We start from the raw sequence: 21974 nt of genomic DNA, 5'->3' as shown, positions 1-21974 counted from the left end.
TAACTCGGGGTTGAGGCGGATACCACGCGCCCACCACGCGGCGAATCAGGCCGAGAGCGCCGCGACGAGGTCATGGAAGTCAGAAACCGTGAGGTCCGGGTCGCCCGCGAACGGCTCCCACGGCGACGACTTCCGATCGACCCACGCGCTCTGCATACCCGCGTGACTCGCGCCGAGCACGTCGAACCAGCCCGCCGTGACGTGGACGATTTCGTCGATTGGCGTCCCCGTCCGGGCGGCAGCGTGGCGGTAGAGTTCGGCGGCGGGCTTGAACGTCCCCACCTCATCGGCGCTCACCGTGTCCTCGAGGAGGTCGCCGATGTCGGCGTGGTCGACCATCGACGCCAGCATCTCGGGGTTGCCGTTCGAGACGACGTAGCAGTCGTAGCCCGCGTCGGTGAGCGCTTCGAGGCCGCTGCGGACGTCGTCGAAGACGTCGAGTTCGTGGTAGACAGCGAGAATCTCGTCGCGCTCCGCGGTGGTGACGTCCGCGCCGTGGGCGTCCAGCGCGTACTGGAGGGCGTCCCGGTTCATCTCATAGAACGGCTGGTAGGCGTCGATTTGGTTGGCGACGAACGTGTACGCCAGCGACCGCGACCGCCACAGCCGAGAGACCGGCTTCGGGTCGGCGACGCGGTCGGCGAGCGCGCGCTCGGCGGCGTCCACGTCCACGAGCGTGCTGTACGAGTCGAAGGTCACCGTCGTGACGCGCTCCGAGTCGAAGGTCATCTACGCTCGCCTTCACCCCCGTCCCGGATAACTTTCGGGCCAACCGGCGGGGTTCGCGGCTGCAAGCGGTTTCTTGACGCCGGCACGCGTGTGCGGCGTATGGACGAATTCGACTTTCTCGTCATCGGTTCGGGGTCCGGGCTGGACGTCGCGAACGTCGCCGCCAATCAGGGCCAGTCGGTCGCCGTCGTGGAGAAGGGGCCGTTGGGCGGGACATGTCTGAACCGCGGCTGCATTCCCTCGAAGCTCCTGTTGTACCACGCTGACGTGCTCGAAACCATCGAGCGCGCCGGCGAGTTCGAGATCGACGCCGAAGTCAACGGCGTCGACTTCGAGCGTATCGTCCGCAAGGTCAACGAGGAGGTGCAGGCGGACGCGGATTCGATTCGGCGCGGCCTGCGCTCGTCGGACAGACACACGCTCTATGAGGGTGAAGCGCGCTTCTTGGACGATCACGAGGTCGAGATTTCGGGTGGCGAAGACGACGGTGCGCGCATCCGTGCCGAGACCGTACTCATCGCGGCGGGCACGCGCCCCGCGATTCCACCTATCGACGGCATCGAAGAGGTCGACTACCTTACGAGCCAGGAGGCGCTCCAGTTGGAGACGCCGCCCGACCGCCTCGTCGTTGTCGGCGGCGGCTACATCGCAGCGGAACTCGGGCATTTCTTCGAGACGTTCGGCAGCGACGTCACGGTCGTCGGCCGGCGTCCGAACCTGCTGCCGAACGCCGACAGCGAGGTCGCGGCGGCGTTCACCGACCAGTTCGCCGAGCGCGCCGACGTCTACACGGGCTACGAGGCGACGAGCGTCTCCCAGTCAGACGGCGAAGTGACCTTAGAAGCCCGCGAGTACGAGTACGGAGAGGGCGGCGGCGTCGTCGAGGCCGGCGAAACTTTGTCCGTCACCGGCGACGCGCTGCTCGTGGCGGCCGGTCGCACGCCGAACACGGACACACTGAACCTCGACGCGACGGGTGTCGAGACTGACGACCGCGGGTTCGTGGCGACTGACGACTACCTCGAAACCGACGTCGAGGACGTGTGGGCGCTCGGCGACGTCGTCGGCGAGTACCTCCTCAAGCACAGCGCCAACCACGAGGCGCAGGCAGTCGCGCGCAACATCTTCGGGAGCGAACCCGAGCCGGTCGACTACTCGGCGATGCCGTTCGCCGTGTTCGGGTCGCCGGAGGTCGCGGGCGTCGGCGCGACCGAAGCCGAACTCCGCGACGCGGACCGCGAGTACGCGACGAACACGTACGACTTCGCGGACACCGCACGCGGCGACGCGATGCACGCCGACGGATTCGTGAAGGTGCTCGTCAACCTCGACGGCGAGATTCTGGGCTGCCACATCGTCGGCCCGGACGCCTCGACGCTGATTCAGGAGGTCGTCGTCGCAATGAAAGCCGGCTCCGGCACCGTGCGAGACATCCGCGAGTCGATTCACGTCCACCCCGCGCTCCCGGAGGTCGTCCAGCGCGCGTTCTCCGGGCAGTTCAGCCGCGGCCACGAACACCACCACTAGCCGTCCCGGGATTACTGTCCCGTAACCTCGTTACTGAGACGTTCGCGCGACCTTTTCTGACCGGCGCTCGTGGGTCGGAGTGTAATGACGAATGCCGCAATCGTAATTCTGGCAGGCACCGAATCCCACAGCGACCTCGGCCGGCTCGTCAACGGCCTCGAAGCCGCCCGCGAGTTCGCCGAGAACCCCGAGGACGACCTCGAACTCATCTTCGACGGCGCGGGCACGCAGTGGATTCCCGAACTCGAAGACCCCGACCACGACTACCACCACCTCTACGCCACGGTCAAGGACGACAGCTCCGCGTGCGACCACTGCTCGGGCGCGTTCGGGGTCGACGAAGCCATCGAGGACGCGGGCGTCGTCACCGTCGACGAACACGACGGCCACCCAAGCATCCGCTCGCTCGTCGACGACGACTACGAGATTATCACGTTCTAACGCGCCTCGCCCGCCCTACTCCTCGGCCAGCAGCTGCGATTCGAGGTAGGCGTCGACTTCGTCGCGGACCGCTTCCGTGCGCGTTTCCTCGGCAGTGACTCGCTGAAACATCGCGCCATTCACGAGCGTCAACAGGAACGACGCGACATCGTCGGGGTCGAGGTCGCGGAATTCGCCCGACTCGACGCCTTCGCGGACGATGCCTGCGATTTCGTCGTGCAGCGAGTCGTCGCTACGCGTGAAATGGTCGCGATAGCGCTCATCGTGGGCGGCCTGCGCGCGGAGTTCGACCATCGCCCTCGTGAACTCCCGCCGGTCGTCGGGGAGTTTCACCGCGAGCACGTGGTCGAGAATCGCGTCGAGACGCTCGCGCGGCGGCAGGTCGTCATCAGGTGCAGCCTGCTCGAATTCCGCGAGCATGTACGCCAGAAACTCCAAGAGGAGTTCGTCCTTGCTGTCGTAGTGGTGGTAGAGCAGCGACTTGCTTTTCTCAAAGTGATCGCCAATTCGCTGAATCGTCAACCCCGCGTAGCCATGCTCGCGGAGCGCGCGGAACGTCGCCTGCATGATCGCTTCCCGCGTGGTCGCCGGCTCGCCGGAGAACGGGTGAGCGTCCACCATCGGCGAACGGGTAGTCAAGCGAACGGGATAGTGATGTCGGTGGCCGGGAACGGGGTTCGCGCGTGTCGGTCGCTCACGCACTCCAATCGGCGGGACGCGCTGGGACCGCCAGCCCCCTCCGTACGGGTAACCTATCGTAAGCCGATGTCAGAAGCCAGCCAGCAGTCGCGAACCGACGCCGCCATCGAGGCGCTGCGCAGCCGCCGCTCCGGGCACAACTTCGACCCCAGCGAGGACGTCGACGATGAGACCCTGGAAGCAATCGTCGAGGACGCGACGCTCGCACCCTCCTCGTTCAACCTCCAGCCGTGGGACTTCGTCGCGATTCAGGACGACGACCGCCTCGACGAACTCGTCGAGATTGCGAACGGCCAAGAGCACATCAAGGAGGCCGGCACCGCAATTCTCGTCGCTGGCCACACCGAGACGAAGACCGCCGACCGCGTCTTCGACGAGTGGGTCGAAGCCGGCCGCGTCGACGCCGAGACCGGCGAGGCGATGAAAGAGCAGACCGTCGCCGGCTACGAGTCCGACCGCGCGGGCCGCGACTACGCGATTCGCAACGCCTCCCTCGCCGCACAGAACATCCTGCTGTCCGCGCACGCCCGCGGCCTCACCGCGACGCCGATGACTGGCTTCGACTTCGAGGCTGCTGCGGACTTCGTCGACCTGCCCGAGGACACGATTCCGGTCGTCCTGATTGCGGTTGGCCCAAGCGGTGGCGACGAGCCCGAGCGCCTGCCGCGCCGCGACGTCGACGACGTTCTCCACCGCGAAACCTTCTAGCGGCTCCGCTTCGCCGCATTATTTTCACGCCGGCCAGCACTGCGGCCGGCCACACCGTTTACCAGTCGTCGTGGTGTGGCTCCGAGTATGTCTGATACGTACGTCGACACCGAGGTCGAAGTGGAAGTCGACTCGACCGAACTTGAGATCGAAGCCGGCGACGAGGAGGAGTTCGAGGCGGAATTGGACGCGCCGGGGGTCTCCATCGAAGTGGAAGCCGAAATCGAGGTCGCCGGCGAGGAGACGGGCGCAGAGAGCGAGGAATCCGAGGAGGGCGAAGACGAGTACTACGCGCCGGAAGCCGAGGGAATGAAACTCGAAGAGGACGAGGAAGAAGGGTTGGAGGAAGACTAGAGTTCCGGCCAGCGCGTGGACAGCGACTTGTCGGGGAGGTGCCAGCGCTGCCACTGGTCGTTGCCGCCACCTTCGACGACAGCGTCAAACTGTCCAAGTAGTCCCTCGACCACGATGCCGGGGCGGTGTTGGCTGACTCGTACATGTACAAACACCAATCAAATCGGTGGATATCGTGTGTTTTCGCCGAGTGAAAAATCCTCAGTCAGACGCGAAGCCGGCAAGCAGCCCCTCAGTCATCGCGGATAAACCCCCGGCAGCACTACAGCCACGCGATGACAGACGACGTGTTCTCGCCGCTGGAGTTGCGAGACGTGACCGCCCGGAATCGGTTCGTCGTGTCCCCGATGTGCCAGTACTCCGTCGACGCCCGCGACGGCCTCGCCACGGACTGGCACCGCGTCCACCTCGGTTCGCGCGCCACCGGCGGCGCTGGCATCGTGATGACTGAAGCCACTGCCGTCGAATCCCGTGGCCGCATCACACCCGAGGACCTCGGCATCTGGAGCGACGAGCACCGCGACGCGCTCGAACCCATCGTCGACTTCGTGAAGTCCCAGGGCGCGACACCCGGCATCCAACTCGCGCACGCCGGCCGGAAGGGGTCGAAGTCCCGACCGTGGGAGGGCTCCGAACCAGTCCACCCCGAGGACGGCGGTTGGACGGTCGTCGGTCCCTCCGACGAACCGTGGCCCTACGACCAGGAGCCGCCTGCGACCGAAGCCCTCGATTCGGACGGCATCGATGAAGTCATCGAATCGTTCCGCGAGGCCGCCCGACGCTCCCGGGAAGCCGGCTTCGAAATCGCTGAGGTCCACGCGGCTCACGGTTACCTCCTCCACGAATTCCTCTCCCCTGTGACCAACGACCGCGACGACGAGTACGGCGGCAGCTTCGAGAACCGCACCCGCATCGTCCGCGAGGTCACCGAAGCCGTCCGCGAGGAGATGGGCGAGGACAAAGCCGTCTTCGTGCGCATCTCCGCGACCGACTGGCTCGACGACCGCGATTCCTGGGACGTCGAGCAGTCCGCCCGCCTCGCCGACGACCTCTACGAGGTCGGCGCGGACCTCGTCGACGTCTCCTCCGGTGGCATTCACCCCGACCAGAACATCGAGTGGACCGGCCCGAACTACCAGCTCCGATTCGCCGAACACATCCGGAACAGCCGCGACACTGACGTGAAGGTTGGCACCGTCGGCGGCATCACGTCCGCCGAGCAGGCCGACGCCATCATCCGCAACGACCGCGCGGACCTCGCCATCGTCGGCCGCGAGTTCCTCCGTGACCCCTACTTCCCGCTGCACGCCGCGAAGGAACTCGACCGCGAGGAGGCTGTCGACGTCCCCGTCCAGTACCACCGCGCGTTCTAGGGCCCGACGCCGATTCACACGGGCCCAATAGTTTCAAGCGGGCGACCGCCACTTCTCGTGGTATGCCCGAGTTTCACGCGGTCCCCGACGACGACCGCGAGGCCTTCCACTCGCTGGTCTCGTACGCGTTCCGCCCCGAAGCGGGCCCAGTCAAGGACTTCGACCCCAAGGACGTCCCCACACCCGCGACGGTCGGCACCCGCTACGGGCTCTACGACGGCGACGACCTCCTGACGACCTCCAAGCACATCGACTTCCGGACGCGGATTCGCGGCGATTTTCACGACCTCCACGGGCTCTCTGCGGTCGCGAGCCTGCCCGAGCCCGTCCCGGACTTCGTTGGCGACATCCTCGGCTCCGTGCGGTCGTTCCTCGACGGCGGCGTCGAGAAGCTCGGCGCAGTCGTCGACCACGTGACGCCCGAGTAGGTTTAAGCGGCTACGGAGGTTCGAACCGGTAGCCGTCCCACTCGTGGCTGTCGGGCTCGCGGATGCCCGCCTCGGGGTCGCGTAGCTGTTCTTCGTACACCGGTTCGACGTCGTCGCCGATTTCGACGTCGTCGGCGGTCGTGAGCTGGCCGAGCGCGCGGACGCTCTCACCCTCTACCTGGAACTCGACGATTGCGAGGTGGTTGGGCTCGCGGACGCCCGGCGGCGTCGCCGTGGATGTCGTCCATGTGACGACTGTAGCGGTGCGCTCGGCGAGGTCGATGGTCTCGGTCTGTGCTTCCCCGCACTCCGGGCAGCGCGTGTGTCCGGGGTACGTGACGTGGCCGTTCGGGCAGCGGTGTGCGTCGAAGCTCATGGCTGTTCGAGGATGGTGGTGGTCACGCAGTTGCCGAAGCCGCCGACGTTGCAGGCGAGGCCGACGTCACCCTCGACCTGTCGGTCGCCCGCGTTGCCGAGCAACTGCACGTAGAGTTCGTACGCCTGTGCGACGCCGCTCGCGCCGAGCGGGTGGCCCTTCGACTTCAGTCCTCCAGAGGTGTTGATGGGGAGGTCGCCGTCGCGAGCGGTGACGCCCTCCTCGGCGGCCTTCCAGCCCTCGCCCTTCTCGAAGAAGCCGAGGTCCTCGCTCTGGAGGAACTCCAGAATCGTGAACATGTCGTGGAGTTCCGCGAAGTCGACGTCCTCGGGGCCGCGGTCGGCCATCTCGTAGGCGATTTCGGAGGACTCCACGACGCCCTGCATCGTCGTCGGGTCCTCGCGCTCGTGGACGACGTGGGTGTCGGTCGCGCCGCCGATACCGGAGACGACGACGTAGTCGTCGGCGTACTCCTCGGCGACGGACTCCGGGCAGAACAGCAGCGCGGAACTACCGTCCGTAATCGGGCAGAAGTCGTACAGCCGGAGCGGGTCCGCGACGATGGGGGAGTCGAGAACAGTCTCCAGGTCGACTTCCTTACGGAACTGCGCGTGGGGGTTGTCCACGCCGTTGCGGTGGTTCTTCACGGCGACTTTGCCGAGGCTCTCGCGGGGCGCGTCGTACTCGTCAAGGTACTTGCGTGCGGTGAGGCCCGCGAAACTCGGGAGTGTGACGCCGTGCTTGTACTCCACGGGGTGCGTGAGGCTGGCGATGACGTCGGTCGCCTCGCCCGTCGTCTTGTGGGTCATCTTCTCGCCGCCGACGAGCAGCGTCATGTCGCTCGCGCCGGAGGCGACGGACTGCCACGCGGCGTAGATGCCCGCGCCGCCGGAGGCGCTCGTCTGGTCGACGCGCTGGGTGTACGCGCCGAGCGCGCCGAGGTCGTGGGCGAGCGCGTTCGGGACGCCGGTCTGTCCCTCGAACTCGCCGCTGGCCATGTTCGAGACGTAGAGGTGGTCGAGGTCGTCGCCGTCCACGCCCGCGTCCCGCAGGGCGGCGTCGCCGGCCTCCGCCAGCAACTCCCGCACCCACGCGTCGCGGTCGCCGAACGTCGTCATCGACGCACCGATGATTGCTACGCGGTCCATACCCCCACCGTCTCGGAGCGGGGTCTTTACGCTTTCACGTTCGCGCCGACACGCGGCCGGACGCGAAATATCGCCGCTACACGGTGGTCTGCCCGGGTTCGCGGCCTCGAATACGTCTCAGCCCACTCCCGCTGTCGTTCAGTGATTCGGCGCGGCGCGGACTTCGAGCGTGACGTCGCTCCCGCCGCTCGCACGCTCTTCGTAGGTGACGGCGCCGTTGTAGGCCGTCGCAATCCACCGGACCAGCCACAGCCCGAGCCCGCTTCCGTGGTCGAGCGGCGTCAGGTCGACGTCGCCGGTGAGGAGCCGCCGCTCCTTGTCTGGGAGGCCGGGTCCGTCGTCGCTCACTGTCAGCGCGACCGCGCCGTCGGTCCGACGTGCGGTAATTTGGACGCGCGGCGTCTCGTCGTCGGTGTAGCGAATCGCGTTGTCGACGAGCGCGGCGACCGCGCGGTCGAGGTGGCCGCCGGACATGACTTGCGGCGCGTCCTCGACGTCGACGGTCACGTCCGCGTAGTCGACCAGCGGCACGTCGTCGAGCGCCGCCCGCACCACGTCGCCGAGGTCGGTCGGCTCCAGGTCGGGGTCGGCGTCCAGCACGCGCTCGACGTCCCTCGCTTCCTCGCTGGTGCGGTCGAGCGCGAGCGCGCGCTCCTGGATTTCCCGCGCGGTGTCGGCCAGTTCGGGGTCCTCGACGTTCTCGGCGAGGGCCTCGGCGTGGTCGAGCAAGGCGTCGACTTCCTCGGAGAGGTTGTACCGGAGCACGCGGTTGAGCACCGCCAATTCGCGCTCTTGGCGAATCTCGTCGGTGAGGTCGGTGTAGAGCGCGAATCCTCCGTCGCCGCCGTCGAAGGGGATGCCGCGGTAGAGCAGTGTCTTGAGGCCGTTCTCGGTGCGCCGGTCGACGATGGCGTAGTTCGACTTGCCCGCGGCGGTGCGCTGGTCGAAGCGGTTGCTTTCGGTCACCCGCTCGCTCGGAACGATGAGGTCGTTCAGCGACGCGCCCACGACCGCCTCGCGGTCCACGCCGAACATCTCGCAGAACGAGTCGTTGACCGTTGCGACGATAGGCTCCTCGCCGTCCAGTTCGAACTCCACGACGGCGTCCTGCACGTGCTCGAAAAGGTACTGGAACCGACCGGCGTCCTCGCGGGGTTCGAGGGGGCTCGAATCGTTACCTTCCATCATCTCCCCGTTCCACGCCCACACGTATGTTTCTTGCCGCTCGAGCACTAAATCCTATTATTACAATATATACGTTTGCACTATACTCGAATTACTATCTTCTTGTCCCGGTATTCTATAATAGGATGGACGAACGAATTTTGAATGCCATCTCGAGACCGTTGCGACGACGGCGACAATTTATCACTCCATCCACCGAACGCCCCATCCATGAGCATCAACTCCGGCGACCGACCGTGGCCGCAGGTCCTCGACCACGAGGGCGTCGACTGGCCGGCCGACGAGCAGCGCATCCTCGTGCCGTTCTGCGAAGCCGCGAACCGAACGGAGACGAGCCTCCTCGGTGCGAGCATCACGTTCGGGAGTGACGGCGAACTGTACATCCTGCACGCGACCGAAGCGGGCGGGCTGGCGGACGCGAACGAGTTGCGCGACGAGGCGGAGCTGGAGCTGGCGGTCCGCGAAGAGTTCGACATCCCCGTCGCGCAGTTCGAGGACGACTTCTCGAACCGAGTCCTCGACACGTTCGTCGATTCGCACTCGATAACGGCGACGGTCGTCGACCGCGAGGAACGGGGCTTCTTCTCGCGGAGCCGCGACGAGCAGACGGTCGCATCGGGGTGTCACAACGTCGTCGGGACGCGCATGGACACCTTCGAGTCGCCGTCCAGCATTCTCGTGCCGGTGGCGAAGGGCCCACACTCGGGACTGGCGACGCGCATCGCGGAGGCGATTGCGCGCGCCTCCGGCTGCTGGATCGAACTCTTCCACGTCGTCAACGAGGACGCGAGCGAGTCGGAGCGAGGGAACGCCGACGCGCTACTGGATGCATACGAGCACCGGCTGGGCGACGACGTCGAAGTCGACCATCACATCGTCGAAGCCGCGGAGCCCGCGGACGAAATCATCAAGCACGCCGGCTACCACGACGTGACGGTGCTGGGCGCGCCCGAGAAGGGGCGGCTCAGGCGGTTCCTCTTCGGGTCGACGACCGACGAAGTCGAACAGGACGGCGAATCCGGCCCGGTCCTGACCGTCCACCGCGACACGGACGAGTCCGTGTTCTCCCGCTGGCTATGACATCCTCCCCGGCGTGAACGCCGGGGTTTCCTCGCGCTGGGGGTATCGCTTACCGGCCCACGGAGGCAACTTGCGGGTTCGTATGCTCCTCGTTGGGAACAGAGCGTGATGACTCTGACCAGTGATGGTCGTCCCACTTGAGGCATACAGGCCGTGTCATCGACCGTGTTATACGCGGAGCAGGCGCAATACCACGGCGACCGCTGGGAACTCCACCTCGTCTGCAAGAAAGCAATTCCCGTTGAGGACGCTCCCGGTGACAAGACAGCGGGTATCGACCTCGGCATCAGCAACTATCTCGCCATCGACTATGAAGACGGCTCGAATGAGTTGTATCCAGGGAATGTGCTGAAAGAAGACAAGCACTACTTCACTCGTGAGGAGTACCAGACTGAAGGCGAGAACGGGCCATCCAAGCGGGCGTTGAAGGCTCGTCGGAAACTCTCTCGCCGCAAAGACCACTTCCTCCACACCCTCAGCAAGCACATCGTCACACGGTGTGTCGAAGCAGGCGTGGCAGAGATAGCAGTTGGCGACCTTAGTGACATCCGCGAGGATGAGAACGGCGACTCGCGGAACTGGGGAGCGTCGGGGAACAAGAAACTCCACGGATGGGAGTTCGACCGATTCGCCCGTCTGCTCGAATACAAGGCCGAGGAACACGGTATCCTCGTTGACCGCGTGGACGAGGAGAACACGTCGAAGACATGTTCGTGTTGTGGGCAGATTCGAGACAGTAATCGCGTGGAGCGTGGTCTGTACGTCTGTTCATCGTGCAAGACGACGATGAACGCGAACGTGAACGGCGCAGTGAACATCCGACGAAAGATAACTCAGAGTCCTCCGACTGGGGATATGAGTCCCGGCTGGTTGGCACAGCCCGGAGTCTTCCTGTTCGACCGCGAGAGCGGCCGGTTCACACCGAGAGAACAGGGCGTCTGCAAACCTTAATATCCCAACGCTCGGGATTCCTCCGCTTTCAGGCGGAGGAGGATGTCGATCAGGTAGGCACTCAGTTCTCGACGACGAGCACGCGCAGGTCGTTGACGTTCGTCCCGGTCGGACCAGTACGGAGTAGCGCGTTTCGGTTGGCGAGGAAGCCGCCCGCGTCGTTCTCGCGGAGCGCCGCGCGAGCGTCGGCGGGGTCGTCGACCGTCTCGCTGTCGACGAGCGCGCCTGCGTACTCGCTTGCGCCGTCGATGCCGTCCGTGTCCACGCACGCGAACGCCGCGCCTCCCGGGAGACGGTGGGCAGCGGCGAGCACGCATTCCTGATTCGGGCCGCCGACGCCGTCGCCCCCGACGGTGACCGTGAGTTCGCCGCCCGAGAGCAGGACGGCGGGTGGTTCGACCGGGTCGCCCGTGTGCGCGGTTTCTGTTCCAATCGCGGCGTGAACCCCTCCGATTTCGCGGGCTTCACCCTCGATACACGAGGAGAGATCAGCGACTCATAGCCGCGTTCCCGGGCGGCATTGCTTGCCGCGGCGAGCGCAGTAGACCCGTCCGCGAGCACGTGCGTGTCGACGGCCTCGAACGCTGGGTCTTCCTTACCAGGCGTCTCGGGGAGGTCGCCGCGCGCGCCGCGTTCAAGGTGGTCGCAGACTGCGGTCGGAACGTCGACCACGTAGTCGTCGAGAACGGCGAGCGCGTCGTCGTACGTCGAGGTGTCCGGGACTGTCGGCCCGCTGGCGACGACATCGAGGTCGTTGCCGACGACGTCGCTGAACACGAGCGTAGCGACAGTCGCCGGTGCGAGCGCTCGCGCGAGCTGCCCGCCTTTCAGCGCCGAGCAGTGCTTGCGGACGGCGTTCACGTCGTGAATCGGCGCGCCCGAGCGCAACAGCGCCTCGGTCGTGGCCTGCAAGTTGGAGAGGGAAAGTCCGTCTGCGGGAGCGGGCATCACCGCGCTGCCACCCCCCGTTATCACTGTGAGCACGAGCGTATCCGCGTCGTAGCCGTGGGCGGCGTCAAGCAGGTCCGCAGTGGAATCGACGCCTCGCTTCGAGGGGACGGGGTGGTCACTCGGGAGCACGGCCACGCCTGGTACGTCGACCGGGTCGTCGGTTACTACACACCCGCCGTTGAGCCGGTCGCCCAGAACGTCGACGAGTGCGCGAGCGACGTGTGCAGCCGCGTTCCCGCCACCGAGCACGACGACGCGGTCGTGGCCGGCGAGGTCGTAAGTCGCGTCTCCAACCCGGAGCACGTCTCCGTCGACCGTCACTTCGTCGGTGACCACGCGGGCGGGGTGCGCGGCGTCGATGCCGGCCTCGACACACGCCAGCGCCGTCTCGCGGGCGGGCGTCTCAGCGAGCGTCGCCTGGTCCCGGATATCTACCATACCGGGCGAGACGTACCGGGGCAGCAAAACCACCGGGGGAAGCCGAAGGTTCAATGCGGGTGCCGGCGAAGTTGGCTCGATAGCAACGCGCATGGAACGCCACACAGATGGCTCGGTCGACGAGGAGCGCGTCGCCGCGCTCCGGCAGTCGGTGGACGCCGACGGCGTCGAGGAACTCGCGGAGCGCCTCCACAGCGACGACGCCGACGAGCGCGCGGGCGCCGCGTGGCGGCTCGTGGAGGCCGTCACCACCGAGCCGACCGAGGTTCGCGCCGTCCTCAATGATATCCGCGACGCGGTCGAGGACGACGACGTGTGGGTGCGGCGGGGGGCTACGTGGGTGCTCGCGGAACTAGCCGAGCGCCAGCCTGACGCGCTCTCCGTAGAGTTTTCCGACCTCGTCTCGCTGACGCGAGCAGAGGACCCGCTTGTTCGGCAGAATGGTGTAGTCGCGCTCGCTGGCGTCACAAAGTCATACCCTGCGCGGGCTTCGACGGGCCTGTCAGCAATTGCGCCACTCACGCAGTCCGAGGACGCGCTCGTCCAGCGGTACGCGAAGCAGGCGGTCGCTGAGGTAACGACCGCCATCGCGAAGCGGGCCGAGGACGCGGGCTACCCGATGGTCGTGCGCTCGCACCCGGCGTACGCAGACCTGTTCCCCGACGGCGTCTCCGTGGTCACAGTGAACGACGACGACGACCGTTCGCGGCCGATTCACGTCTCCTTCGGGCAGAACGCGCCGGTCCACAGCGAGGAGGCCGAGAGCGACGAGACGGACGCGGGGCCGCCCGCGGAGATTCCGGACCCGCCGGACGTGACGCTCGCCGCCGAGGACGTCTCACCGAACCTGAAAGTCCGCGAGGGCGTGCTCACGACAGACTACCGCGCGGACGTCGACGAAGATGTGCTTGAACACGGGCTGGCGACGGTGCGGCGGCTGCACGCCGACGAGAGCGCGGTCACGTCGGCGTTTGCGGACGGCGTCGAGCAGTGGGCGGGCGTGGACGACCACGACCACGTGGTCGCCGTGCTCGGCTACGGCGCGCGATGGCTGGCGACGCGCTACGATGACGGCGACACGCTCGACAGCCGTGGGGCTCCGACGACGCTCACGGAGGCCGTCTGGAATGCCAGTGCGCTAACTCGCGCGGTCAGTCACGCCCACTCGCGTGGCGTCGTCCACGGCGGTATCCACCCGGGCGCGGTACGGTTCGTGGAGACGGGCGCGCGGACATGGGACGCGCCGCTGCTGGGCGACTGGGGGTTCGCGCACGCCGCCAGCGCGCGCCGGACGCCGCCAATTCCAGCCGCGTTCGCGGCCCCCGAGCATCACGACCCGGAGACGTACGGCCGTTTCGACCAGGCGACGGACGTCTACGGGCTGGGCGCGCTGACGTACTTCCTGCTGACGGGCGAGCCACCAGGTAAAGAAGAGAAACGGATTCCGGCGTCCGAGCAGAACCCGGCGCTCCCAGGGAGCGCTGACGACCTGTTCGCGCGGGCGCTGGCCCCGGAGAAGCGTGCGCGGTTCGCGACCGTGCTGGACTTCCAGCGCGCGCTCGACGACTTCACCGCCGACCTCGGTGGGGTGCGTCGATGACCGCTACGGAGACGCTGTCAGCGGTGGCGTTCGCGGGCTACGGCATCGTCGTCGTCGCCGGGCTGGCGTTCACGTACTACGCGGTCCAGAACTATGCCTTCGACCGGCTAGAGGGATACGACGACTTCTGGGGATACCTCACCTATCTCGGGCTGTCGTTCGCGGCCTTCGGCGTGCTTGGGCTCGTGTTGACAGTGCGGAACGCGAGCGTAGTGCGTGCATTCGCGGATGTCTCGTTGCTCGTGGCTATCGCGTTTCTGACGTTCGCGCTGCGGGAGGTGTACTTCAACAGCGCACTTGCGCCGTCGCCCGAGGAGCGCGCGGTCTCGCTCGACCGGGTCAGGCGGCTCGAATTCGGGTTCGTGGTCGTCATCGCCGCGGAGTGGCTGGTCGTGTTGCTCATCGACCAGCCCGCGATAGCTGCGGGCGTGAAGGCGCTGGGCGCGCTCGGGTTCGCGGCGTACGGCGTGGCGTTCAGCGAGCGTCTGGAGACGCTGGCGCACGGGACGGCGCTGGACAGTTTACGCCGCCACCTACTGCTCGTGTTGGTGTGTGCGACCGGCGTGGCAGCCGCCGATGCGTTGGCGCTGCTAGCGCCCGCTGCGGTCGCCGATGGCGTGTTCCACGTGTTCCTCGTGCTGCTGGGCGGCCTGCTGGTGCCGCCGACGGTACGCCTTCAGCAGTCGGTCGCTGGCCTTACTTGACAATTTAGGACGCCCTAAACATCGACACACATTTTAGGGTGGCCTAAATAGACCACTCCAACAGATGAACCAAGACGTCTGCGTGATCGTGCCGACGATTCGAGAGTACGAATGCATGCGCGAGTACTTCCGAAACGCCCGCGACCACGGCTTTGACTTGGACCGCCTGTTCGTCGTCCTCGTCACCGAGGACTTCTGTGACACCGAGGGGATGCGGGAGATGCTCGACGAGGAGGGCGTCGCCGGCGCTGTCTTCGACGGCAGCGACCGCGAGGCGTGGTTCGCCGAGCAGGGCCTCGAACAGTACAGCCACCTGATTCCCGCCGCCAGCCACGCCCAGACCTCGTTCGGCCTGCTCTACCTCTGGGCAAACGACTTCGAGTACGGCGTGTTCATCGACGACGACACGCTCCCCCACGACGAGTGGGACTTCTTCGGCACGCATCTCGATAACCTCGCCCACGAGGGCGAAGTAGAGGAAGTCTCCTCGGACGAGCGCTGGGTGAACGTCCTCTACCAGTCCGAATCTGACCTCTACCCGCGCGGGTACCCCTACTCCGCGATGGATGAGGACATCGAGACCGACACCACGGAGACCGACCACGTGGTCGCCTCGCAGGGGCTCTGGACGAACGTCCCGGACCTCGACGCGGTGCGTATCCTGATGGACGGCGATCTGCAGGGGCAGGCTCAGACGCGCACGGACTTCGAGGACTTCGATCGCGACTTCGTGGCCGCCGAGGGCGACTACCTCACGGTGTGCTCGATGAACCTCGCGTTCCGCCGCGAGGTCGTGCCCGCGTTCTACCAGTTCCCGATGGACGACAACGCGTGGGAGGTCGGGCGCTTCGACGACATCTGGAGCGGTGTGCTCCTGAAGCGCGCGGCCGACGTGGTGGGCGGCGAAATCTACAACGGTGCGCCGCTGTGCGAGCACAACAAGGCGCCGCGGTCGACGTTCGACGACCTCGCCAACGAGGTCGCGGGCCTCGAACTGAACGAGCACTTCTGGAAGGAGGTCGCGGCCGTTGAGCCCGACGAGGACTCCTACGAGGCAGTCGCCCGTGCGGTCGGCGAGCGCCTCGTGGAGGGCGACTATGAGGAGTACAACAACGGCGCGTTCCTCGTGGAGTGCGGGGAGTATCTGCTGGACTGGGTGGACTGCTGTGCGGCGCTGGCGGACCAGCGTACGGCTGCGCCCGCCGACGACTAACCAGACCGCAGGCACCGGAATCGGTAGTTATAAGAGTTTTAGGCCGACCTAATTCAATACATGAAAGAGCGAAAGAGTCAGACGCGCCGGCGCTTCCTCGCGGCGGCAGGTGTAGCTTCGACGACCGCACTCGCGGGCTGTACGGGCATCCTCGGCGACGGGGGGAGCGGCAGCAGCGGTGAGAACGACCAACCGACGCTCGCGGACTTCCGCGGTTCCGGCGAACTCGTCTCCGGGCGGCCCGCCCCCGGCGGCACCTCCATCGAGGACCTCCCCGACCTCGAAGGCGAACTCTCCATCTACCTCGGCGGCGGCGAAGGCGGCCGCTACACCACGCTCATCGACCTGCTCAACCAGTACTACGACGGCTTCGAGGCGTCCGCCCAGACGCAGCCGTCCTCGCAGCTCGCAAACGTCATCGTCGACGAGTACGAAAGCGGGACCACGCAAGCGGACGTCTTCTGGTCGGTCGACGCCGGCTCGCTGGCGTACGTCGCGGACAACAGCGCGACCCTCGACCTCTCCAGCGACGCCACCTCGATGGTCGCCGACGACCGATTCGTGACCGACCAGTGGGCCGGCGTCGCCGGCCGGTCGCGCGCGATTCCGTACAACACGAACCAATTCAGCGCGTCCGAGATCCCCACCAGCGTCGACGCGATTGCGACCGAGGACCGATTCACCGACACCATCGGCTGGGCGCCCACGTACGGCGCGTTCCACGGGTTCGTCACCGCGATGCGCCAGCTTCGCGGCGAGGACGGCACGCGCGAGTGGCTGAACAACATGCTCGACCAGAACCCCGCGCGCTATGACAGCGAGTACGCCACCGTCTCGCAGGGCATCACAAACGGCGAAGTCGGCGTCGGGCTGACGAACCACTACTACCCCATGCTCGTCTTCGCCAACACCCCCGACGCTCCTCTCGACCTGGCGTTCACCGAGAATGACGCCGGCGCCCTCGTCAACACCGCGGGCGCGAGCGTCCTCGACGGCGCTTCCAACCCCGACCTCGCGGAACTGTTCGTCCGCCACCTGCTCTCCGCGGAAGCCCAGGAGTTCCTCGCCACCCGCGGCTTCGCGTTCCCGATGATTGAGGGCGTCGAACCCGTCGGCCCGCTCCCCACCATCGAGGAACTCTCGCCGCCGGACCTCGACCTCCAGTCGCTGTCGGACGTCCAGCCTACCATCCAACTCCTAGAGGACGTCGGCATCCTCTCATAGATGGCAGTCAGCGAGCGCCTCGCACGCCTCCGCGACGCCGTCGGCGGCGACGACGAGCCGGGGCTCTCGCTCGCAGTGCTGGCCGGTGCCGTCGCGGCGTTCGTCTCCCTGCCGCTGGTCGGCCTACTCGTCCGCGCGTCGAACTACGGATTCGGCCACCTCGTCGGCCTGCTCACCGAGACCGACAGCCTCGACGTGCTTCTCAACAGCCTCGTACTCGTGTTCTGGGTGACACTGGGGTGCGTGCTCGTCGGCGTGCCGCTGGCTGTGCTCACCGTCCAAACCGACCTCCCGGGGCGGCGGTTCTGGACGGTTGTCGCAGCGCTCCCGCTGGTTGTCCCGAGCTATATTGGCGCGTTCACGTTTGTCTCCGCGTTCGGTCCGCAGGGCGACCTTGCGGATGCACTCGCTCCACTTGGGGTTGAACGCATCCCTGCTATCTACGGGCTCCACGGCACCGCGCTCGTGTTGGTTCTGTTCACGTATCCCTACGTCTTCCTGACTACGCGAGCCGCGTTGCTCTCGTTTGACGGAACGCTCGTCGAGGCCGCGCGCACCCTCAACCACTCGCGGTGGGAAGCGTTCAAGCGCGTCACTGTCCCCCAGATTCTGCCCGGCGTTACCGCGGGCGCGCTGCTCGCTGCGCTATACGCGCTCTCGGACTTCGGGACGCCCTCTATCATGCGCTACGAGGTGTTCACCCAGCAGATTTATGTCGCGCAGCGCAGCCTCGGTGTCCCCGAGGGCTACCCCGCGTTGCTCTCCCTGCAGTTGCTCGCGGTGGTCGCGGTCGTGCTCGCGCTGGAGTCCCGCATCGGCAGCGACGCCAACGCGTCGTACATCTCCCGGGGCTCCCGCCAGCCCGGCCAAATCACGCTCGGTGCGTGGAAATGGCCCGCGCTGGTGTTCTGCGCAAGTATCGCCGTGCTCTCGCTCGGCGTGCCGTTGGGCGTACTCGCGTGGTGGTTCGAGCAGGCTGGCGCTGCGGTCTTCGAGTTCGAGCCCGCCGTCGCGTGGAACTCCCTGAAGGTGGCTGTCGCCGCTGCCGTCGCCGCCTCGCTACTCGCGCTACCCGTCGCTGGGTACGCTGCTCGCTCGACGTCGCTGTTATCGACGCTCGCGGACCGTCTGACGTATGTCGGCTATGCGGTCCCAGGCGTCGTCGTCGGGCTCGCGCTGCTGTACCTCTCCACGGAGTTCGCCCAGTCGCTGTACAAGACCGTGCCGCTGCTCGTGTTCGCGTATGTTGTGCGCTTCCTCCCGCAGGCGGTCGGCACCGTCCGGTCGTCGGTTCTTCAGGTGGATCCGAAGCTCACGGAGGCCGCACGCACGCTCGGCCGGTCCCCAATGGGTGCGTTCCGGAAGGTGACGCTGCCGCTCATCGCGCCCGGCGTCGCCGCCGGCGCGGCGCTGGTCTTCCTCACGACGATGAAGGAGCTTCCAGCGACGCTAATGCTGAGTCCGATAGGCTTTGAAACCCTCGTCTCGTACATCTGGCTCGTTAGAGGGGCCGGCTCGTACGGCGCGGCCGCGATACCCGCGCTCGTACTCGTGGGCGTGTCCGCGCTCTCGATGGTCGTCATCCTCGCACAGGAACGATACAATGGCTGACAGCGAACTTACGACGAACGCGGCGGTCGAGCCCGACATAGACGGACCGACCGACGCCGCCGACGCAGTCCTCGAACTCGACGGCGTGACCAAGGAGTACGGCTCCGAGACCGCGGTCACGGACCTCTCGCTGTCCGTCCGCGACGGCGAACTTCTCACACTTCTTGGGCCGTCGGGTTGCGGGAAGACGACGACGCTACGCATGCTCGCCGGCCTCGAACGCCCCAGCGAGGGCGTCATCTCGCTGGCGGACGAGGAAGTCGCCGGGCCGTCAACGTTCATAGAGGCCGAGTCCCGCGGCGTCGGCATCGTCTTCCAGGACTTCGCACTGTTCCCCCACCTCTCGGTCCGGGAAAACGTCGCGTTCGGGCTCACCGATCGCGACGGCGACGCCGCCGACGAGCGCGTCGACGACCTCCTCGACCTTGTGGACATGCCCGGGATGGGCGACCGCTCGCCCGACCAGCTCTCGGGCGGCCAACAGCAGCGTGTCGCACTCGCGCGCAGCCTTGCGCCCGAACCCGACATCCTGCTGCTCGACGAACCGTTCTCGAATCTGGACGTCCGGCTGCGCGTGGAAATGCGTGAGGAAGTCCGGCGCATCCTCAAGGAGGCCGGTGTCACGGCTGTCTCCGTCACCCACGACCAAGAGGAAGCACTCTCCATCTCGGACCGCGTTGCAGTGCTCAACGACGGCCAACTCGAACAGATCGGCGACCCCGAGGAAGTGTTCGAACACCCCGAGTCGCGCTTCGTCGCGTCGTTCCTTGGACAGGCCGGGTTCCTCTCCGCGCGCGTTGGCAGCGACACCGTCGACACCTCTATAGGGAGTTACGACCGCACCCTCCTGAAGGGGCTCGCGGATGGCTACGCGGGCGCGATGGTTGACGTACTCGTGCGCCCGGACGACCTCCGCGCCGTCCCCGAGAACGAAGCCAACGCCAACGGCACAATCGTCCGCCGACAGTACACCGGCCCCTCGTTCATCTACCACGTCGAACTGGACAACGGCGATCTCGTACGCTGCCTCCACAACCACGCTGAGGACATGACAGTCGGCGAACCCGTCACCGTCGACCTCGTCGCCGACCACTCACTCGCATGGTACCCCAAACAGGGATGACGGACGGGCGCATCCGCCGACTCGTCACTCGCGTCCGCGGCAGTCAGTTTCTCGCGCCCGCCGCGCTCGCGGTTGTCGCCGCGGTCACGGCGTACGTGCTCTCCGTCACCGTCTTTCCGTACCACTCCACGAACCACGACGAAGCCGTCTACCTCCAACAGGCCGCGATGCTGCTCGACGGCAAACTGTTCCTCCACCCGCCCGTCGAGGGCTCGTTCCGCCCATGGTTCTTCGTGGACTCGCCGCGCGGCCTCTACTCGAAGTACGCGCCTGTCACGGCCGCCATTTACGCGCTCGGCGAACTCGCGGGCGCATACCGATACGCGCTCCCCGCCGTCGCCGCCGCCAACGTCGCGCTCCTCTACGGCGTCGTCCGGGAGCCGTTCGACCACCGCACGGGCGTACTCGCCGCCGTCGTGCTGCTTTGCTCGCCGCTGTTCCTCATGCAGTCTGCCGTCTTCCTCCCGTACGCGCCGACGACGATGCTCAACCTCGCATTCGCGCTCGCGTACTTCCGTGCCGAACGCACCGGGAGCGTCCGCTGGGCGGCCGTCGCGGGGGCCGCTATCGGCCTCGCGTTCTTCTCGCGTCCCTATACGGCAGTCCTGTTCGCGACGCCGTTCATCGTCCACGCCGTCTGGACACTCCGCGAACCGTTCCAGGATCGCCACCTCTCCGCGCTATTCCGGCGCCGCGTCGCGACTGCCAGCCTCGGTCTCTGCGGCGTCGCCGTCACGCTCGCGTACAACGCCGTCGTTACGGGTGACCCGCTGATGTTCCCATATCAGGCGTTCGCGCCGCTGGACGGCCTCGGCTTCGGCCGCCGCGAGATACTGAACCACGAAATCCAGTACACCCCCAGGCTCGCGCTGCGCGCGAACGCCAGCGTCCTCGAACAGTTCGTCACGGAGTGGGCGCCACTCGGCGTTCTCGGCGTGCCGCTGGCCGCCGTCGGCGCGCTCGTGACACACCGTCGGGGCTGGGCGTGGCAGCAGGCCGTGCTCGCGGGCGTCGCCGCCAGCGTCGTCGTTGGGAACATCTACTTCTGGGGGAACTTCAACGTCCTCGGAGACGTCGAGGACCCGAACGGCCTGATTACGACGCTCGGGCCGTACTACCACTTCGACCTGCTCGTACCCGTGAGCGCGTTCGCCGCGACGGGAGTGCTCGCTGCCGCCGACCGTGTTCGCGACGCGGCTACGAACCGACTTTCGACGAGCCGCGCCGTCGCAGCCACGCTCGCCGTGCTACTCGTCGCGAGCGCAGTACTCGGCGGCGTCGCGGCGTCAGCGACCGCCGAACAGGTACGGGACAACGCTGAACTCACCGACCACTACGAGGCGGCCTACGAGCCGTTCGAACCCAAACCGCCCACGAACAGCGTCGTCTTCCTCCCGGACCCGTACGGTGACTGGCTGAACCACCCGTTCCAGCCGCTGCGTAACAACCCGAGCTTCGACGGCCGCACCGTCTATGCGGTCAACGAGCGGCCGCTCGACATCGCCGCCGAATATCCGGACCGCGTATTCTACCGGTACGTCTACCGTGGGTCGTGGTCGCCGTACGGCGACGACCCCGTCGACCCCGACCTCCGGCGAATCCACGTCGCATCGGGCGACTCGCTGACCGTGAACGCGGAACTGGGGCTGCCGTCGTGGACGGAGACGGTGACGCTCACGGTATCGGCGGCCGATGAAGAGACGTACGTTACGCTCACGCCACAGAACGCGTCGCGCGCGAACATCGACCTTGTGGTCGCGGACGGCCGAATGCGACTGTCGGCCGGCGATGAGACCGCGTCGATACCGGTCGAGGACGGAGTAAGTGTCGTGCTGGACGCGCACGTCGACGGCGGCTACGGCGCGGGGTTCGCGTACCGCGTCCGGTTCCCCATTGAGCGAGCCGACGGGGAGTACCAGACGTTGACGCCGTACCGCGAACTTTGCACAGACCTGCGGAACTGCGAGGGTGGCGCCGCGTACGTGCCCGGCGTCGGGCCGGACGGCGCCTACGTGAACACGTCGGTGACTCCGAGTCCGTCGAAGTCTGGGGGACTCCCTTGAGGCACAAACAACTCTGAGAGTCCCTATCTGACCGAGGATAGGAGTCCC

General features: G+C 66.7%; 19 protein-coding genes and 2 pseudogenes. 15 read left to right on the top strand and 6 right to left on the bottom strand.

Annotation, left to right across the window (positions count from 1 at the left end; genetic code table 11):
- Positions 1-45 precede the first annotated feature (45 nt).
- Positions 46-729, bottom strand: coding sequence for a haloacid dehalogenase type II (locus tag LPA44_RS05590; protein WP_230888606.1), 684 nt, complete (start codon positions 727-729; stop codon positions 46-48).
- Positions 730-828: 99 nt separating this feature from the next.
- Here LPA44_RS05590 and LPA44_RS05585 point away from each other — a divergent pair, with 99 nt between their 5' ends.
- Positions 829-2256, top strand: coding sequence for a dihydrolipoyl dehydrogenase (locus LPA44_RS05585; protein ID WP_230888605.1), 1428 nt, complete (start codon positions 829-831; stop codon positions 2254-2256).
- Positions 2257-2340: 84 nt separating this feature from the next.
- On the top strand, positions 2341-2697 hold the full coding sequence (locus LPA44_RS05580; RefSeq protein WP_230888604.1) for a hypothetical protein: 357 nt from the start codon (positions 2341-2343) through the stop codon (positions 2695-2697).
- A 15-nt stretch (positions 2698-2712) separates the two neighbouring features.
- Here the strand turns inward: LPA44_RS05580 and LPA44_RS05575 are convergent, their stop codons facing one another.
- Positions 2713-3318, bottom strand: coding sequence for a TetR/AcrR family transcriptional regulator (locus tag LPA44_RS05575; RefSeq protein ID WP_230888603.1), 606 nt, complete (start codon positions 3316-3318; stop codon positions 2713-2715).
- A gap of 144 nt (positions 3319-3462) precedes the next feature.
- Here LPA44_RS05575 and LPA44_RS05570 point away from each other — a divergent pair, with 144 nt between their 5' ends.
- The 4 genes from LPA44_RS05570 (at position 3463) to LPA44_RS05555 (ending at position 6259) form a co-directional block, all read left to right on the top strand.
- Positions 3463-4104 carry a nitroreductase family protein gene (locus LPA44_RS05570; protein ID WP_230888602.1) on the top strand — a complete coding sequence of 214 codons (642 nt, stop codon included), beginning with the start codon at positions 3463-3465 and terminating at the stop codon, positions 4102-4104.
- Between the two features lie 87 nt (positions 4105-4191).
- Positions 4192-4458, top strand: a complete 267-nt coding sequence (locus LPA44_RS05565) for a hypothetical protein (RefSeq protein WP_230888601.1) — start codon at positions 4192-4194, stop codon at positions 4456-4458.
- Positions 4459-4733: 275 nt separating this feature from the next.
- Positions 4734-5831, top strand: a complete 1098-nt coding sequence (locus LPA44_RS05560; RefSeq protein WP_230888600.1) for an NADH:flavin oxidoreductase/NADH oxidase — start codon at positions 4734-4736, stop codon at positions 5829-5831.
- 62 nt (positions 5832-5893) lie between these two features.
- On the top strand, positions 5894-6259 hold the full coding sequence (locus tag LPA44_RS05555; protein ID WP_230888599.1) for a GNAT family N-acetyltransferase: 366 nt from the start codon (positions 5894-5896) through the stop codon (positions 6257-6259).
- Positions 6260-6269: 10 nt separating this feature from the next.
- Here LPA44_RS05555 and LPA44_RS05550 read toward each other — a convergent pair whose 3' ends face one another.
- From LPA44_RS05550 to LPA44_RS05540, 3 genes are all read right to left on the bottom strand, one after another.
- Entirely contained in the window at positions 6270-6635 is a 366-nt protein-coding gene (locus LPA44_RS05550) for a Zn-ribbon domain-containing OB-fold protein (RefSeq protein ID WP_230888598.1), read from the bottom strand.
- Positions 6632-7783, bottom strand: a complete 1152-nt coding sequence (locus LPA44_RS05545; RefSeq protein WP_230888597.1) for a thiolase C-terminal domain-containing protein — start codon at positions 7781-7783, stop codon at positions 6632-6634. The genes LPA44_RS05550 and LPA44_RS05545 overlap by 4 nt, the downstream gene beginning before the upstream one ends.
- 138 nt (positions 7784-7921) lie before the next feature.
- Positions 7922-9016, bottom strand: a complete 1095-nt coding sequence (locus tag LPA44_RS05540; RefSeq protein WP_230888596.1) for a sensor histidine kinase — start codon at positions 9014-9016, stop codon at positions 7922-7924.
- 162 nt (positions 9017-9178) lie between these two features.
- On the opposite strand from LPA44_RS05540, the gene LPA44_RS05535 reads away from it, so the two are divergent.
- Both LPA44_RS05535 and LPA44_RS05530 read left to right on the top strand, forming a co-directional pair.
- Positions 9179-10048: a universal stress protein gene (locus LPA44_RS05535; protein ID WP_230888595.1), complete on the top strand. Its 870-nt coding sequence runs from the start codon at positions 9179-9181 to the stop codon at positions 10046-10048.
- Between the two features lie 180 nt (positions 10049-10228).
- A pseudogene (locus LPA44_RS05530) lies at positions 10229-10999 on the top strand (RNA-guided endonuclease InsQ/TnpB family protein); the annotation flags it as partial.
- A 61-nt stretch (positions 11000-11060) separates the two neighbouring features.
- On the opposite strand, the pseudogene LPA44_RS18360 reads toward LPA44_RS05530, so the two are convergent.
- Positions 11061-12388, bottom strand: a pseudogene (locus LPA44_RS18360) (glycerate kinase type-2 family protein).
- A gap of 91 nt (positions 12389-12479) precedes the next feature.
- Between LPA44_RS18360 and LPA44_RS05520 the strand changes: the two are divergent.
- The 7 genes from LPA44_RS05520 (at position 12480) to LPA44_RS05490 (ending at position 21926) form a co-directional block, all read left to right on the top strand.
- Positions 12480-13988 carry a protein kinase gene (locus LPA44_RS05520; protein ID WP_230888593.1) on the top strand — a complete coding sequence of 503 codons (1509 nt, stop codon included), beginning with the start codon at positions 12480-12482 and terminating at the stop codon, positions 13986-13988.
- The gene (locus LPA44_RS05515; protein ID WP_230888592.1) at positions 13985-14692 is read left to right on the top strand and encodes a hypothetical protein; all 708 of its coding nucleotides are present in this window, start codon (positions 13985-13987) and stop codon (positions 14690-14692) included. The genes LPA44_RS05520 and LPA44_RS05515 overlap by 4 nt, the downstream gene beginning before the upstream one ends.
- Before the next feature lie 64 nt (positions 14693-14756).
- The gene (locus LPA44_RS05510) at positions 14757-15905 is read left to right on the top strand and encodes an alpha-1 4-glucan-protein synthase (protein ID WP_230888591.1); all 1149 of its coding nucleotides are present in this window, start codon (positions 14757-14759) and stop codon (positions 15903-15905) included.
- A 60-nt stretch (positions 15906-15965) separates the two neighbouring features.
- Positions 15966-17129, top strand: coding sequence for an extracellular solute-binding protein (locus LPA44_RS05505; RefSeq protein WP_230888590.1), 1164 nt, complete (start codon positions 15966-15968; stop codon positions 17127-17129).
- Positions 17130-18740 carry an ABC transporter permease gene (locus LPA44_RS05500; protein WP_230888589.1) on the top strand — a complete coding sequence of 537 codons (1611 nt, stop codon included), beginning with the start codon at positions 17130-17132 and terminating at the stop codon, positions 18738-18740.
- Positions 18733-19863 (top strand): ABC transporter ATP-binding protein, encoded by a 1131-nt coding sequence (locus LPA44_RS05495; protein ID WP_230888588.1) that lies wholly within the window; start codon positions 18733-18735, stop codon positions 19861-19863. The genes LPA44_RS05500 and LPA44_RS05495 overlap by 8 nt, the downstream gene beginning before the upstream one ends.
- Entirely contained in the window at positions 19842-21926 is a 2085-nt protein-coding gene (locus LPA44_RS05490) for a DUF7846 domain-containing protein (RefSeq protein ID WP_230888587.1), read from the top strand. Before LPA44_RS05495 ends, LPA44_RS05490 begins: the two co-directional genes overlap by 22 nt.
- Positions 21927-21974: the final 48 nt, after the last annotated feature.

The organism is Halobacterium sp. KA-4 (assembly GCF_021028995.1).
In the GTDB taxonomy this organism is placed as follows: domain Archaea; phylum Halobacteriota; class Halobacteria; order Halobacteriales; family Halobacteriaceae; genus Halobacterium.
This window is presented reverse-complemented; position numbering and strand designations above follow the sequence as displayed.

Coding starts and splice junctions, on each gene's coding strand:
- LPA44_RS05590 (WP_230888606.1), bottom strand. CDS start 729: ATGACCTTCGACTCGGAGCGCGTCACGACGGTGACCTTCGACTCGTAC.
- LPA44_RS05585 (WP_230888605.1), top strand. CDS start 829: ATGGACGAATTCGACTTTCTCGTCATCGGTTCGGGGTCCGGGCTGGAC.
- LPA44_RS05580 (WP_230888604.1), top strand. CDS start 2,341: ATGACGAATGCCGCAATCGTAATTCTGGCAGGCACCGAATCCCACAGC.
- LPA44_RS05575 (WP_230888603.1), bottom strand. CDS start 3,318: ATGGTGGACGCTCACCCGTTCTCCGGCGAGCCGGCGACCACGCGGGAA.
- LPA44_RS05570 (WP_230888602.1), top strand. CDS start 3,463: ATGTCAGAAGCCAGCCAGCAGTCGCGAACCGACGCCGCCATCGAGGCG.
- LPA44_RS05565 (WP_230888601.1), top strand. CDS start 4,192: ATGTCTGATACGTACGTCGACACCGAGGTCGAAGTGGAAGTCGACTCG.
- LPA44_RS05560 (WP_230888600.1), top strand. CDS start 4,734: ATGACAGACGACGTGTTCTCGCCGCTGGAGTTGCGAGACGTGACCGCC.
- LPA44_RS05555 (WP_230888599.1), top strand. CDS start 5,894: ATGCCCGAGTTTCACGCGGTCCCCGACGACGACCGCGAGGCCTTCCAC.
- LPA44_RS05550 (WP_230888598.1), bottom strand. CDS start 6,635: ATGAGCTTCGACGCACACCGCTGCCCGAACGGCCACGTCACGTACCCC.
- LPA44_RS05545 (WP_230888597.1), bottom strand. CDS start 7,783: ATGGACCGCGTAGCAATCATCGGTGCGTCGATGACGACGTTCGGCGAC.
- LPA44_RS05535 (WP_230888595.1), top strand. CDS start 9,179: ATGAGCATCAACTCCGGCGACCGACCGTGGCCGCAGGTCCTCGACCAC.
- LPA44_RS05520 (WP_230888593.1), top strand. CDS start 12,480: ATGGAACGCCACACAGATGGCTCGGTCGACGAGGAGCGCGTCGCCGCG.
- LPA44_RS05515 (WP_230888592.1), top strand. CDS start 13,985: ATGACCGCTACGGAGACGCTGTCAGCGGTGGCGTTCGCGGGCTACGGC.
- LPA44_RS05510 (WP_230888591.1), top strand. CDS start 14,757: ATGAACCAAGACGTCTGCGTGATCGTGCCGACGATTCGAGAGTACGAA.
- LPA44_RS05505 (WP_230888590.1), top strand. CDS start 15,966: ATGAAAGAGCGAAAGAGTCAGACGCGCCGGCGCTTCCTCGCGGCGGCA.
- LPA44_RS05500 (WP_230888589.1), top strand. CDS start 17,130: ATGGCAGTCAGCGAGCGCCTCGCACGCCTCCGCGACGCCGTCGGCGGC.
- LPA44_RS05495 (WP_230888588.1), top strand. CDS start 18,733: ATGGCTGACAGCGAACTTACGACGAACGCGGCGGTCGAGCCCGACATA.
- LPA44_RS05490 (WP_230888587.1), top strand. CDS start 19,842: ATGGTACCCCAAACAGGGATGACGGACGGGCGCATCCGCCGACTCGTC.